This window comes from Klebsiella michiganensis, assembly GCF_002925905.1.
Taxonomy (GTDB): domain Bacteria; phylum Pseudomonadota; class Gammaproteobacteria; order Enterobacterales; family Enterobacteriaceae; genus Klebsiella; species Klebsiella michiganensis.
Genome location: NZ_PRDB01000009.1, coordinates 133189 through 146921, shown reverse-complemented (window position 1 = coordinate 146921; position 13733 = coordinate 133189). Strand labels below are relative to the sequence as shown.

At 59.8% G+C, this 13733-nt stretch carries 11 protein-coding genes; 5 read left to right on the top strand and 6 right to left on the bottom strand.

Annotated elements, in window-relative coordinates:
• Window positions 1–165: 165 nt before the first annotated feature.
• Window positions 166–1710: a GMC family oxidoreductase gene (locus CDA56_RS19120; protein ID WP_104011391.1), complete on the top strand. Its 1545-nt coding sequence runs from the start codon at window positions 166–168 to the stop codon at window positions 1708–1710.
• A 44-nt stretch (window positions 1711–1754) separates the two neighbouring features.
• Window positions 1755–2711, top strand: a complete 957-nt coding sequence (locus CDA56_RS19115; RefSeq protein ID WP_025106703.1) for a LysR family transcriptional regulator — start codon at window positions 1755–1757, stop codon at window positions 2709–2711.
• A gap of 4 nt (window positions 2712–2715) precedes the next feature.
• Here CDA56_RS19115 and glpQ read toward each other — a convergent pair whose 3' ends face one another.
• Together glpQ and glpT are read right to left on the bottom strand one after the other, a co-directional pair.
• Window positions 2716–3783, bottom strand: coding sequence for a glycerophosphodiester phosphodiesterase (glpQ, locus tag CDA56_RS19110; protein WP_025106702.1), 1068 nt, complete (start codon window positions 3781–3783; stop codon window positions 2716–2718).
• Between the two features lie 9 nt (window positions 3784–3792).
• Complete coding sequence (gene glpT, locus CDA56_RS19105; protein ID WP_004852762.1) at window positions 3793–5139, bottom strand: glycerol-3-phosphate transporter; 1347 nt, start codon at window positions 5137–5139, stop codon at window positions 3793–3795.
• Window positions 5140–5410: 271 nt separating this feature from the next.
• On the opposite strand from glpT, the gene glpA reads away from it, so the two are divergent.
• Genes glpA through glpC form a run of 3 tightly spaced genes read left to right on the top strand, consistent with a single transcriptional unit; the run spans window position 5411 to window position 9457 of the window.
• Window positions 5411–7033 (top strand): anaerobic glycerol-3-phosphate dehydrogenase subunit A, encoded by a 1623-nt coding sequence (gene glpA, locus CDA56_RS19100; RefSeq protein WP_047723184.1) that lies wholly within the window; start codon window positions 5411–5413, stop codon window positions 7031–7033.
• The gene (gene glpB, locus CDA56_RS19095) at window positions 7023–8282 is read left to right on the top strand and encodes a glycerol-3-phosphate dehydrogenase subunit GlpB (protein WP_102802933.1); all 1260 of its coding nucleotides are present in this window, start codon (window positions 7023–7025) and stop codon (window positions 8280–8282) included. The genes glpA and glpB overlap by 11 nt, the downstream gene beginning before the upstream one ends.
• On the top strand, window positions 8279–9457 hold the full coding sequence (glpC, locus tag CDA56_RS19090) for an anaerobic glycerol-3-phosphate dehydrogenase subunit GlpC (protein ID WP_102802934.1): 1179 nt from the start codon (window positions 8279–8281) through the stop codon (window positions 9455–9457). The genes glpB and glpC overlap by 4 nt, the downstream gene beginning before the upstream one ends.
• A gap of 22 nt (window positions 9458–9479) precedes the next feature.
• Here the strand turns inward: glpC and yfaU are convergent, their stop codons facing one another.
• From yfaU to CDA56_RS19070, 4 genes are read right to left on the bottom strand one after another with little or no spacing between them, the layout of a single operon-like run.
• The gene (gene yfaU, locus CDA56_RS19085) at window positions 9480–10283 is read right to left on the bottom strand and encodes a 2-keto-3-deoxy-L-rhamnonate aldolase (RefSeq protein WP_014839099.1); all 804 of its coding nucleotides are present in this window, start codon (window positions 10281–10283) and stop codon (window positions 9480–9482) included.
• A gap of 14 nt (window positions 10284–10297) precedes the next feature.
• Window positions 10298–11587, bottom strand: coding sequence for an MFS transporter (locus tag CDA56_RS19080; protein WP_004852770.1), 1290 nt, complete (start codon window positions 11585–11587; stop codon window positions 10298–10300).
• Window positions 11588–11639: 52 nt separating this feature from the next.
• Complete coding sequence (gene rhmD, locus CDA56_RS19075) at window positions 11640–12845, bottom strand: L-rhamnonate dehydratase (RefSeq protein ID WP_014839100.1); 1206 nt, start codon at window positions 12843–12845, stop codon at window positions 11640–11642.
• Between the two features lie 13 nt (window positions 12846–12858).
• Complete coding sequence (locus CDA56_RS19070) at window positions 12859–13641, bottom strand: IclR family transcriptional regulator (protein WP_004852774.1); 783 nt, start codon at window positions 13639–13641, stop codon at window positions 12859–12861.
• Window positions 13642–13733: the final 92 nt, after the last annotated feature.

Genomic DNA, 13733 nt, shown 5'->3' with positions numbered 1-13733 from the left:
TACAGGGTTCGTTTTTTACGAACCCTGGGTTCGTCTTCCTTTCCCTGTTCACCTCCCCCCACTCCGCCTACTCTACCTGTATAAGCCACCGGATAAGGCCATCAGCAATGGTCGCAGCAACGCTGACTGATGCTCTGCGTCACGACATTCATGAGGAGAGAAAAAATGGCTTCCGTCAAACAGGAAAACTGCGCCAACGGACTGAAAAAAGCATACGACGTCATCGTGGTCGGCGGGGGTTCTGCGGGTGCAGTACTCGCCGCACGTCTGAGCGAGAACCCCGATTGCCAAGTAGCGCTGCTGGAAGGCGGCCCCGTTTTTGCCCCTGATGCCTGGCCGGACGAGCTGGCGCAAAGCCACTCTGTTGGTGGCGGCGATTACGTCTGGGAGCGCGGGGTAGCAACGGGAACCGATCACACGGCCGGTCACCTGCGGGCAAAAGTACTTGGCGGCGGGTCAACGATCAATGCCGGCGCGTTTGTTCGCGCCCCCAAATCTGATTTTGACCGTTGGGTCAAGCGCGGCCTGAGCGACTGGTCGTTCGATAAGGTCTTACCCTGGTTCAAACGACTTGAAAACGCCGACTATGGCGACGATCGCTGGCATGGTCGCCACGGCCCGGTTCCGGTGCGGTTACCGGCGCTGGAAACGCTCAGCCCGGCAAGCCAGGCGTTTTATCATGCTTGCCGCGCTCACGGCTTCGCCGCCGTTGACGATATCAACGGCGCGCAGCAGCACGGCGTCGCGGTCTACCCGGTCAATGTTGTCAACGGCATCCGGCAAAATACCGCCATGGTCTACCTGACGGCAGACGTTCGCGCGCGCAAGAATCTGTCGATTGTCGGCATGACGGTCGTGGATAAAGCGTTGATTGAAGGTTCGCGCGTGAACGGCGTACAGCTGGCGGACGGAACACAGATCGCTACCGACAACGTATTCCTGTGCGCCGGCGCGGCCGGTACGCCAGCGATTCTGTTGCGCTCCGGCATTGGCCCTGCGGACGATTTACGCCATCTCGAGATCACGGTGAAACAGGATCTCCCCGTTGGGCGCAACTTGCAGGAACAACCCGTGAACGGGATCATGCTGGCAACGTCCGCTGAGCATGCCAGTTATCCCCCTATAGGCACAACGCTCTGGACGCAATCTTCGCTGGCGGCAGCCAACGAACTGGATCTCTATATCAGCAATAACCACTTCGTAGATCCTGAACTATTTCCACATGGTGCGGGTTTCCAGCTCTTTTTCACCGTGGCGCGCCCCTTTGCCCGCGGGCGTCTGACTTTGGCGAGCCGCAACCCGCTGCTCGGCCCCCGTATCGATCTCAATTTACTGGGCGACGAGCGCGACGTCACGCGAATGGTCGAAGCGGTGAAATTATCCCGGGCGCTGGTGCAGGAAGGTCCGCTACAGGCGCTGGTGATTGGCGAAGTCCCGATGGTAAAAGGCGGTACACTGGCAGAAACTGACCAGCAGATAGCAGAAGAACAGCGTAAGACGGTGAAAAGTAACCTGCACCACAGCGCGACCGCGCCGATGGGGAACGAAAGCGATCCCATCGCCGTCGTGGACGCCTGCGGGAAAGTTTTCGGTATTGCCGGGCTGTTTGTCGTCGATGCCTCGCTGTTCCCGGACGTTCCCTCTCAGGCGACCAATCCGGATGCGATCATGGCGGCAGAATATCTCGCCAGCCGTTTTTCTGGCGCATAGAACGAGGCATAGTCAACCGCAAGACCCGAAAAAGGAGCGCCTGTGTGAACAAGTTCGTGGAGATGAGCACGTTTGTTTCGGTTGTTGAGTCTCTGAGCTTTGTCGGCGCGGCGGCAAAATTGGGGACATCAAAATCGGTAGTCAGCCAGCGCGTCAAGATGCTGGAGAAACGGCTTGGCGCCAGCTTACTGGAGCGCGGGCCACGGCTTAGCCTCACGGAGGCGGGCCTGCTATTTTATCAGGAGTGCGTGCGGCTGCTTGACGAAGTCACGCTGGCAGAAGAGGCGGTGGCCCCGTCACGCAGCGAGCTTCGGGGCGGGCTGCGGATTGCCACCTCGCATACGTTTATGACCACTCATTTATCGACGATTCTGGCCGGTTTTATCCGCGACCATCCGGGGTTGTCTCTCGATATCGCGACGGAGGATCGGCAGATCAATATGCACCAGCCCGACTTTGATATCGCCATCCGCCTCGGTCTCGTCCCGGACTCAACGCTCATCGCCCGAACGCTGGCGCGCAACCTGACCTGGCTCTGCGCCAGCCCGGACTATCTGTCGCAACGGGGCACGCCTTTGCATCCTGTTGAACTGGAGCAGCACGACGGGCTGCTATATACCCATCGCGCGCCGGGCGGCTGCTGGCAGTTGCTGCATAACGGGCAGCGTCAGACCTGGCGGGTCAAAAATCGTCTGCGTTCGGATAACGCCTTCAGCCTGCTGGAGGCCGCCAGAATGGGGCTTGGGATTGTGGTCATGCCGCTATTTTTAGGCGCTGAAGCGATAATGCGGGGAGAGCTAAAAATTGTTTTACCCGACTGGCAGCCGGAGGGTGGCAACATTGTGGCGCTGTATCGCCAGACGCGTCGCGCCTCGCCAGTGATTCAGGCGCTGGTCAACGAGGTTGCGGAAAAGCTGGGGCCAGAGCCAGAGTGGGAAAAACAGTTACGACTGGCCGGGCTGCTGCCCCTCTGGAACAGGGGCGCAAGCGCCCCTGATTAATGGCTTAGTTTTTATTGAGGAACTTCACCGCCTTATCCGGGAAATCCGTAAACAACCCGTCCACGTCCGCCTGGTTATACAGAACGTCGTAAAGCTGATTCACGTCCGCTGCATACGCTGGCAGCTGATCCGCGCGGACCGTATACGGATGCACCTGCAGCTTGCTGGCATGGGCTTCTTTCACCATCGCCGTCAGCTTCACGTGACCCGGCGTCGAGCCTTCCGCCACCAGCATATGGTAGTCCGGGCCAATGCCGTCAGCGTACTGCGCGATCTGCGCCATCGCCCCCGGTTTGAACATCCAGTCATAGCTGTAGTTCACCCACTTGCCGTCGGCCTGCCGCTGCTGGGTCTCATTCCAGTCGGTATAGGCGATAAGCTGCACCAGATTGAGATCCATCCCCATTTTCGGCTCCAGCTCCTGTTTGATGCGCTTGAGCTCGTTGGCGTCAAAGCACTGCAGATAAACCTTATCCTGCTTGCCGGTATAGCCATATTTCTTCAGCACGTTCAGCGTGCTGGCGGCAATGTCCTTGCCTTCCTGATGGTGGAACCACGGCGCTTTGATCTCCGGGTAGATGCCGATGTTTTTGCCGGTCGAATGGTTCAGCCCCTGCACAAACTCAATCTCCTCTTCAAAGGTATGAATACGGAAATCAGATTTACCCATCGGGAAACGGCCCGGATAAGTTTGCACGTTCTTGCCATCTTTCGGCTCAAACCCTTCGGTAAACTTCAGCGACTTTATCTCGGCGAGGGTAAAGTCGATGGCGTAGAAGCGGCCATCTTGACGCGCCCGCTGCGGGAAACGCTGGGCCACGTCGGTCACCCGATCCAGATAGTGGTCATGCAGCACCACCAGCCGGTCGTCTTTCGTCATCACCAGGTCTTGCTCGAGGTAGTCCGCCCCCTGCGCGTAGGCCATCGCTTTCGCCGGCAGGGTATGTTCCGGCAGATAGCCGCTGGCGCCGCGGTGGGCGATAACGATTTTCTCCCCCGCGACGGCGCTGAAAGAGAGCGCCGTCGCGGCCAGCAGCATTCCGCTCATCAGGGTGGTTAATGTGCTTTTCATCGCCGCTCCTTAAGCTTGTTTCATCTGTTGGTGATGGCGTCGTTCACCCAGCATCACGATAATCAGCAGCAGGACCGCCAGCACGCTGCCGCCGATCATCACCATAAAGCCGCCGTCCCAGCCGAAGAAATCGACGGTATAGCCAACGATGGCGCTCGCGGCCACGGAGCCGCCGAGATAGCCAAACAGGCCGGTGAAGCCCGCGGCGGTGCCGGCGGCTTTTTTCGGCGCCAGCTCCAGCGCATGCAGGCCAATCAGCATCACCGGACCGTAAATCAGGAAGCCGATGATGATCATACAGGCCATATCCACGCCCGGGTTACCCGGCGGGTTCAGCCAGTAGACGACGGTGGCGATGGTGACCAGGGTCATAAAGAAGACGCCGGTCGCGCCGCGGTTGCCTTTAAACACTTTATCCGACATCCAGCCGCACAGCAGGGTGCCCGGGATCCCCGCGTATTCATAAAGAAAGTAGGCCCAGGACGATTTATCCAGCGCGAAGTGCTTAACCTCTTTCAGGTAGGTCGGCGACCAGTCAAGAATGCCGTAGCGCAGCAGATAAACAAACACGTTGGCGACGGCGATGTACCACAGCAGCTTGTTCGGCAGGATGTACTGCATAAAGATCTGCTTTGCGGTCAGCTCTTCTTCGTGCTTCTCGCTGTAGTCGTCAGGATAATCGTTTTTGTACTCTTCGATCGGCGGCAGGCCGCAGGACTGCGGAGTATCGCGCATCATCGCGAAGGCGAAAATCGCCAGCAGGATCGCGCCGAAAGCCGGCATATACAGCGCCGCGTGCCAGTCGTTAAACCACGCCATACCCAGCAGAAACAGCAGCGGCGGGATCCCGCCGCCGACGTTGTGCGCGCAGTTCCATACCGAAACAATACCGCCGCGCTCTTTCTGCGACCACCAGTGCACCATCGTACGTCCGCACGGCGGCCAGCCCATCCCCTGGAACCAGCCGCACAGGAACAACAGGACGAACATCACCATAATGCTGGAGGTCGCCCAGGGGACGAAGCCCATCACCAGCATCACCAGCGCGGCAAGGATCAGGCCTGCCGGTAAAAAAATGCGCGGATTCGAACGGTCAGAAACCGAGCCCATGATGAATTTCGAAAATCCGTAGGCGATAGAGATACCGGAAAGCGCAAAGCCGAGATCGCCGCGGGAGAACCCCTGCTCGATAAGATAGGGCATCGCCAAAGCAAAGTTCTTACGAACCAAATAGTAAGCGGCATATCCGAAGAAGATACCGATAAAGATCTGCCAGCGTAATCGACGATATAGCGGATCGATTTCCGCCGTTGGCAAACGCGCTTTATGCGCTGCGGGTTTAAATATACTTAACATATCAGCCTCCGTGGCCATTGCTGTTCTTCTGACGTCGTCGCAAAAAAACGTAATTTATTCACTGACTTCTGATTTGGTCGCGATAGTAGGCAAAGCGTAAATCTAATACTGTGAAATGTCGCACACTTTGTTACAGAAATATGACAGAACTTTCCAATATGCGCATAAAGTCACAACAAACGCTCGAATTGCGCGCAAATATGCTCGAAATCAAACATTAAACGCGGTCGATATGGCTAAATGATGTAAAACGAACACAGAGGACAGGGAGATGGCCGATAGTCGTGAATATGACGTCATTATTATTGGCGGCGGCGCCACCGGCGCCGGGATCGCGCGCGACTGCGCGCTGCGCGGGCTGAAGGCGGCGCTGGTTGAGCGCTACGATATCGCCACCGGGGCGACCGGCCGCAACCACGGCCTGCTGCACAGCGGCGCGCGCTATGCGGTAACCGATAGCGAATCGGCGCGGGAGTGTATCAGCGAAAACCGCATCTTACGCCGCATCGCCCGGCACTGCATTGAGCCCACCAGCGGCCTGTTTATTACCTTGCCGGAAGACGATCCGGCGTATCAGCACACCTTTATCACCGCCTGCCAGCAGGCGGGTATTGAGGCCCAGCCTCTGACGCCCGCCGAGGCGCTGCGCATTGAGCCTGCGGTTAACCCGGCGCTGCTCGGCGCGGTGCAGGTCCCCGACGGCACCGTCGATCCTTTCCGCCTCACCGCCGCAAATATGCTCGATGCCCGCGAACATGGCGCCGCTATCCTCACCGGCTGCGAAGTCACCGGCCTGCTGCGTCAGGGCGATCGCGTCCATGGCGTCACGATCTACAACCATCAGCTCCGTGAATCGCGCACGCTGCGCGCGCAGGTGGTGGTCAACGCCGCCGGGATCTGGGGGCAGCGCATCGCAGAGTATGCCGACCTGCGCATCTCGATGTTTCCGGCAAAAGGATCGCTGTTAATCCTCGACCACCGCATTAACCGTCAGGTTATCAACCGCTGCCGCAAACCGGCTGACGCCGATATCCTGGTGCCCGGCGATACTATTTCGCTGATTGGCACCACTTCGATGCATATTCCCTATGACGAAATTGACGACAACCGGGTAACGGCCGAGGAGGTCGAAACGCTGCTGCGCGAAGGGGAAAAGCTGGCGCCGATCATGGGGCGGACGCGGGTACTGCGCGCCTACTCCGGCATACGTCCGCTGGTCGCCAGCGATGACGATCCCAGCGGGCGCAGCGTCAGTCGCGGTATTGTGCTGCTCGACCACGCCCGGCGCGACGGACTGGAGGGCTTTATCACCATCACCGGCGGTAAGCTGATGACCTATCGTCTGATGGCGGAGTGGGCCACGGATGCGCTCTGCCGCAAGCTCGGAAATACCGTCCCCTGTACGACCGCCGATACGCCGCTGCCGGGCTCGCAGGAGCCGGCGGAAGCCACGCTACGCAAAATCATCTCTTTACCTGCGTCGCTGCGCGGGTCGGCCATCTATCGCCACGGCGATCGCACCCCGGCCTGGCTTGGCGATAGCCGCCAGCACCGCAGCCTGGTCTGCGAATGCGAGGCGGTGACCGCCGGCGAGGTTCAGTACGCGGTCGAAAACCTGGCGGTGAAAAACCTGCTCGACCTGCGCCGCCGCACCCGCGTCGGCATGGGAACCTGTCAGGGCGAACTGTGCGCCTGCCGCGCCGCCGGGCTGCTCGCGCGTTTTAACGTCACCACTTCCGCTCGATCCCTTACCCAGCTGTCTCAATTTTTGAACGAACGCTGGAAAGGCGTCCAGCCGGTGGCCTGGGGGGACGCGCTGCGCGAAAGCGAGTTCACCCGCTGGGTCTATCTCGGCCTGTGCGGATTACAAAAGGAGCATCAGGATGAAGTTTGATTGCGCCATCATCGGCGGCGGCCTCGCCGGACTGCTCTGCGGGCTGGCGCTCAACCAGCGCGGCCTGCGCAGCGTGATTATCAGCCGCGGCCAAAGCGCCCTGCACTTCTCTTCCGCCTCGCTGGATTTACTTACCACGCTGCCGAATGGCGACACCGTCACCGATGTCGCTCACGGCATCGGCCAACTGGCCCGCCAGCTTCCCGAACATCCCTATGCCAGGCTCGGCGCCGAACGGGTGATGGATTACGCCCGCCAGAGTCAGGCGTTGTTTGCCGACTGCGGTATCGCCATGCAAGGTGACGCCAGCCAGCCGCATCTGCGCGTGACGCCGCTGGGAACCTTACGCGCGGCCTGGCTATCGCCGCAGGAAATCGCCACCGCGCCGCTGCCCGCCAGCGGCGTCGGCGTAGTCGGCATCAGCGGATTCGGCGACTTCCAGCCGCATCTTGCCGCCGCCTCTTTGAACCAGCACGGCGTGACCGCCGAAGCCCATGAGATAGATTTACCTCTCCTCGATGTGCTGCGCGATAGCCCATCCGAATTTCGTGCCGCCAATATTGCCCGCCGGCTGGACGATGAAGCGCACTGGCCGGCCCTGCTGGCGGCGCTGCGCCCGCTGGCGCAGCAGCATAATTTACTGATTATGCCCGCCTGCTTTGGCCTCGCCGACGATCGTCTGTACCAGTGGCTGCAGCAGCGCCTGCCCTGCCCGCTGCGCCTGCTGCCTACGCTGCCGCCGTCGGTGCCGGGGATGCGCCTGCACGCCCAGCTGCAGCGGCAATTTATCCGCAGCGGCGGGACCTGGCTGACCGGGGATGAAGTCATCGATATCAGCCACCGCAACGGTAGCGTTAACGCGATCTGGACGCGCAATCACGGCGATATCCCGCTGCGCCCGCGCTTCGCGGTGCTGGCCAGCGGCAGCTTTTTCAGCAACGGGCTGGTCGCCGAGCGCAGCGGCGTGCGCGAGCCGATCCTCGGCCTTGACCTGCAGCAGACGCTGCCGCGCGAGCGCTGGTATCAGCAGGACTTTTTTGCCTCTCAGCCCTGGCAGCGTTTCGGCCTGAAAACCGATGCGGATCTGCGCCCGCAGCTTCAGGGGCAGACGCTGGAGAATCTGTTCGCCGTAGGCGCGATCCTCGGCGGTTTTGACGCCATCGCGCTGGGATGCGGCGGCGGCGTTTGCGCGGTGACCGCGCTGCATGCCGCTGGGTTAATCGGCGAGCTTGCCGGAGGTGAATTATGAACGACACGCGCTTTGAACACTGTATAAAATGCACCGTTTGCACCACCGCCTGCCCGGTTAGCCGGGTTAATCCGCGCTATCCGGGGCCAAAACAGGCCGGGCCGGACGGCGAACGCCTGCGCCTGAAAGACGGCGCGCTCTACGACGAGGCATTGAAATATTGCATCAACTGTAAACGCTGCGAAGTTGCCTGCCCTTCGGACGTCAAAATTGGCGATATAATCCAGCGAGCGCGCATGGAGTACGGTCGGCAAAAGCCCACGCTGCGCGATGCGATCCTCAGCCATACCGACCTGATGGGCACCCTCTCCACGCCCTTTGCCCCGCTGGTGAACGCCACCACCGGGCTGAGGCCGGTACGCCGGGTACTGGATGCCGCGCTTAAAATCGACCACCGCCGCACGCTGCCGAAATATGGCTTTGGTACCTTTCGCCGCGCATATCGTCAGCTGGCCGCCCGGCAGGGGCAGTACGCCGAGCAGGTGGCGTTTTTTCACGGCTGCTATGTGAACTACAACAATCCGCAGCTGGGCAAAGATCTTATCCGCGTGTTCAACGCCATGGGCATCGGGGTGCAGTTATTGAGCAAAGAGAAATGCTGCGGCGTACCGCTGATTGCCAACGGTTTTTTTGCGAAAGCGCGCAAGCAGGCGCTGAGCAACGTCATCGCGATGCGGGAAAATAGTCTGCCCATTATTGCGACTTCATCGACCTGCACCTTTACGCTGCGCGATGAATATCCGCATCTCCTTGATATCGATAATCACGATATCCGCGACCGGATTGAGCTGGCGACTCGCTGGCTCTGGCGTCAGCTGGAAAATGGGCGGCCTCTGAAGCTAAAAACGCTGCCGCTGAAGGTGGTCTATCACACGCCCTGCCATATGGAAAAAATGGGCTGGTCGCTGTATACCCTTGAGCTATTGCGGCTGATCCCCGGCTTGCAGCTGGAGGTACTCGACTCGCAATGCTGCGGTATTGCCGGCACATACGGCTTCAAGGCGGAGAACTACGACTCATCGCAGGCGATGGGCGCGCCGCTGTTCCGGCAAATTGAGGAGAGCGGCGCGGATCTGGTGGTGACCGACTGTGAAACCTGCAAATGGCAGATAGAGATGTCCACCAGCAAACGCTGCGAACACCCCATCACCCTGCTGGCACAGGCGCTGGCCTGACGCCAGCGCCAACACCGGGGGGCTAGTAGCTCCCCTTTCCCTCCGCCTGTTCGGCTACCGGCTTGAACATCGCCAGCCGTTTATCCAGCGCGCTGGTGTAAAGGTTGGTATCGACGCCAACGGCAACAAAATTCGCCCCCCACGCCAGCGCTTTGTGCGCCATCTCCGGATCGACGGCAAGGAATCCGGCCGCCTTACCCGCCGCGCGAATGCGGCGGATGCTCTGTTCAATAACCCGCTGCACTTCAGGATGACCGGCGTTATCCGGGTAGCCCAGCGAGGCCGACAGGTCCGCCGGGCCGATAAACACGCCGTCAATGCCCTCCACTTCAAGGATCGCATCCAGATTATCGAGGGCCGTTTTACTCTCTACCTGAATCAACAGGCACAGCTCATCGTTGGCCTGCGCCATATAGTTTTCGACCCGTCCCCAGCGCGCGGCGCGGGCCACTCCGGCCCCCACCCCGCGGGTACCCAGCGGCGGGTAGCGGGTAGCCGAGACAATCTCCCGCGCCTGTTCGGCGGTATCGACCATGGGGATCAGCAGCGTTCTGGCGCCGATATCCAGCACCTGTTTAATCAGGCTGCGATTGCCCTCTACCGGGCGAATGACCGGCTGGCTGGCGTAGGGCGCAATGGCCTGCAGCTGATGATAAAGATCCTGGATGGTATTGGGCGCATGTTCGCCGTCAATCAGCAGCCAGTCGTAACCCGAGGTGGCGGCAATCTCAGCCATATAAGAAGAGGTCGAGCTCAGCCACAGGCCAATTTGCGCTTCCCCTTGTAATAATCCCGCTTTAAATGGGTTCGATAAAATTGCGTTCATAGTTCTCCCTTACATTAATGCTGTACGCTGCCAGCCTGCGGCACGGCGCGGTTCACGCGCAGTGAAAAGATAATAACCACCCCGACAATCGCCACGCAGGCGAGCGTCACTAATCCGGCAGAATCACTGGCGAACATGGTTTCAGCCTGGACGCGGATAATGGGCGCCAGAAACCCGCCGATAGCGCCGAACAGGTTCACAAAGCCGATGCCAGCGGCCAGCGCCGTACCGGACAACAGCTGCGTCGGCATGGTCCAGAAGACCGGCTGCACGGCAATGACGCCGACGGCGGCAACGCACAGCGCGATAATCGCCAGCACCGGCGACACCAGCCCGGAGACCGCAATGCCAATTGCCGCCGCCAGCAGGGTGAATGCCGCCACATTACGCCGCTCGCCGGTGCGGTCGGAGTAGCGCGGAATCAGCCAGGTACCGAACAGCGCCGCCACCCACGGGATCGCGGTCACCACCGACGCCACGAACCCCACCTTGGTGCCGAGCAGCGCGGCAACCTGGGTTGGCAGGAAGAAGATCAGGCCGTAAACCGCCACCTGAATGGTGAGATAGATAATCGCCAGCTGCCAGACGCGGCCGTTACGCAGCGCATCGGACAAACGCGAGGTCACCTTTTTCTGCTCTTCGCTGGCCAGCTCGCTGATTAACGCCTGTTTTTCGGCAGCGCTCAGGAAGCGCGCCTTTTGCGGCGTATCGTCGAGCCAGAAGAAGGTGAAGAACCCCGCGCCGACCGCCAGCAGCCCCTCAATGATAAACATCCAGAACCAGCCGGGATGCCCCATAAAACCATGCATTTCCAGCAGCGCGCCGGAGAGCGGCGACCCGAGGGTCAGCGCCAGCGGCGCGCCCATATAAAACAGCCCCATAATGCTGGCGCGGTTCTGCTGCGGAAACCACTGGGACGTCAGGTAGATCATGCCCGGGAAAAAACCCGCTTCCGCGGCGCCCAGCAGGGTGCGCACCAGCAGAAACTTCGCTTCGGTATCCGCCCACGCCATCGCCGCGGAGAGAAGCCCCCACAGCAAGGTGGTGCAGCCGATCCACTTTCTTGCGCCGAATTTGCGCATCAGCAGGTTAGCGGGCACCCCGAGAAAGGCGTAGACCACAAAGAAAATCCCCGCTCCCAGCGCATAGGCTTCGTTGCTCAGGCCGGTATCCAGCTGATAGGTCTCTTTGGCAAAGCCGATATTCGAACGGTCAAGAAACGCCAGCACGTACAGCGCCAGCATAAAGGGGATCAAACGGGCGCGGTTTTTCTTCACCACGCTCTCAAGCAAGGCGTTGCTCATCGTAATATCCTCAACAATAGGCCGCACATCTGCGCTGTGCGGCACGACGGGATCAGTGGCTATAAGGACGTTTTAGATTACAGTCGCGGTTCAGCTCCACGCCGAAGCCCGGTTTGTCCAGCACGGTTTTATGAATGCGCCCGTTCACCGGTACCGGCTCATCAACCAGAATCGGGTCAAACTGCGGACGCATCGTTGAACAGTCCGGGCTGGTCATCAGGAACTCGCTGAACGGCGTGTTGGTAAAGGTAATGACCGCATGGTGCGAATAGACCGACGAGCCGTGCGGCACCACCAGCTGGCCGCGCGATTTGGCGATCGCCGCAATCTCCACCAGCGTGGTCAGGCCGCCGCACCAGCCCACGTCAGGCTGCATAATATCGATGCCGGTTTCCGACAGCGTGCGGAAGGATTGCAGCGTACCGTGGTGCTCGCCGCTGGTGACCATCATGCCGGCCGGGGCATTGCGTTTCAGCTCGCGATAGCCTTCATACTGCTGTGGCGGCAGGCACTCTTCGATCCACTTAAGATTAGAGGGCGCGCAGGCGTGGGCCAGTTTAGTGGCGTAGTTAACGTCCTGGCTCATCCAGCAGTCCAGCATCAGCCAAAAGTCCGGGCCGCACTTTTCGCGCATATCGGCCACCATGGCGGCATCTTTGCGGATCCCCGCGTCGCCATCGTGCGGCCCCCAGTGGGTCGGCATCTTGCCGCCAATAAAGCCCATCTCTTTCGCCAGGTCCGGACGCGCCCCGGTGGCGTAGAACTGAATTTCATCGCGTACCGCGCCGCCCAGCAGTTTGTATACCGGTAATCCCACCACTTTGCCGAACAGATCCCACAGCGCCAGGTCGACGCAGGAAATCGTATTCATCACCAGGCCGCCGGATCCGGAGTAGTACAGGGTGGCGTTGAGCATCTGGTCATGGATCAGTTTGATATCGCTGACGCACTTGCCTTCGATAAAGCGGTTGAGGTGTTTTTCCACGATAAAGCAGCCCATTTCGCCGGCGGTCGATACCGCAAAGCCGGTCTGCCCGTTTTCGGCTTCGACCTCAACGATCAGCGTGCCGAGAACGTTGATGCCAAACGACTGGCGGGACTGTTCATACTGTTTATATTTGCTCATCGGCGTGGCGATATGATCGTCAATCCAGTGATTCGCCCCCTGGTCATGATAATCGCCGCCGCCAGCGCCTTTCTCTGCGGTAGCACCGCCGATAAACCAGGCGCGGACGTGTTTAATTTTCGGTAGGGTCATGATCTTCTCCTTATTATGAGGCTTGTTGTTCGAAGGGGCTTTTCCACCCCAGCAGACGGGAAATATCTTTGGCGCAGGCAATCGCCCTACCGGCGAGGTAATCGCGATTGTCTTCATTGATTTGCAGACGGGTACCCACCACGGAAATGGCGGCGGTCAGCTCGTTATTGGCATTAAAAACCGGCGCCGCCACGCAGCGAACGTCGGGATAGTCTTCGCCGTTATCGAAGCTCCAGCCGCGGGCGCGAATACGGCCCAGTTCATCACGAAGCTGTTGGGCGCTGGTGATGGTGGTTGGCGTCGCCCGCTCCCACTGCAGCTCGCTGATAATCGACTCCTGAACCCGCTCGGGCTGCCAGGCCAGCAGGCATTTACCAATGCCGGAACGATATAACGACAGGCTCTTACCTTCGTGCGAACGCACGCTGATGGTGGCCGGGGATTCAATCTTCAGAATGTAGTAGGCGTTGCCGCTGTCGATGATGCCCAGGTGGCAGAGCAGCCCGCACTGATCCATCAGCTGCGTCAGGCGCGGGCGCGCCAGTTCGCGCAGGTCCATTTTGCTCAGCGCCTGCCCGGCCAGCTCAACCAGCTTGGTCCACAGGCAGTAGTTATCCTGATTATCCATGCTGAGGAAGCGCTGTTTTTTCAGCTCTCCCAGCAGCAGATAGGCGGTGCTTTTCGGAATACCCAGTTCGTCAATAATGGTCGCCGCGCTGCAGGGGCCGATGCGGGCGATCAGATTGAGAATATCAATGGCGCGGGTCAGCGCCGGGACTTTGCTTGATTCCAACATACTGGACTCCAATCCTGAATACTGGAATCAGTGTTGCGGTTGTCGGGCGTGTAAATTGTGAGCGACTTCAAATGACGACGCTATTCCAGCCG

Excerpts from the sequence above, each read along its gene's own strand:
- glpA (WP_047723184.1), top strand. The coding sequence starts at position 5,411 with ATGGCCGATAGTCGTGAATATGACGTCATTATTATTGGCGGCGGCGCC.
- CDA56_RS19080 (WP_004852770.1), bottom strand. The coding sequence starts at position 11,587 with ATGAGCAACGCCTTGCTTGAGAGCGTGGTGAAGAAAAACCGCGCCCGT.
- CDA56_RS19120 (WP_104011391.1), top strand. The coding sequence starts at position 166 with ATGGCTTCCGTCAAACAGGAAAACTGCGCCAACGGACTGAAAAAAGCA.
- glpB (WP_102802933.1), top strand. The coding sequence starts at position 7,023 with ATGAAGTTTGATTGCGCCATCATCGGCGGCGGCCTCGCCGGACTGCTC.
- glpQ (WP_025106702.1), bottom strand. The coding sequence starts at position 3,783 with ATGAAAAGCACATTAACCACCCTGATGAGCGGAATGCTGCTGGCCGCG.
- glpC (WP_102802934.1), top strand. The coding sequence starts at position 8,279 with ATGAACGACACGCGCTTTGAACACTGTATAAAATGCACCGTTTGCACC.
- glpT (WP_004852762.1), bottom strand. The coding sequence starts at position 5,139 with ATGTTAAGTATATTTAAACCCGCAGCGCATAAAGCGCGTTTGCCAACG.
- yfaU (WP_014839099.1), bottom strand. The coding sequence starts at position 10,283 with ATGAACGCAATTTTATCGAACCCATTTAAAGCGGGATTATTACAAGGG.
- CDA56_RS19070 (WP_004852774.1), bottom strand. The coding sequence starts at position 13,641 with ATGTTGGAATCAAGCAAAGTCCCGGCGCTGACCCGCGCCATTGATATT.
- rhmD (WP_014839100.1), bottom strand. The coding sequence starts at position 12,845 with ATGACCCTACCGAAAATTAAACACGTCCGCGCCTGGTTTATCGGCGGT.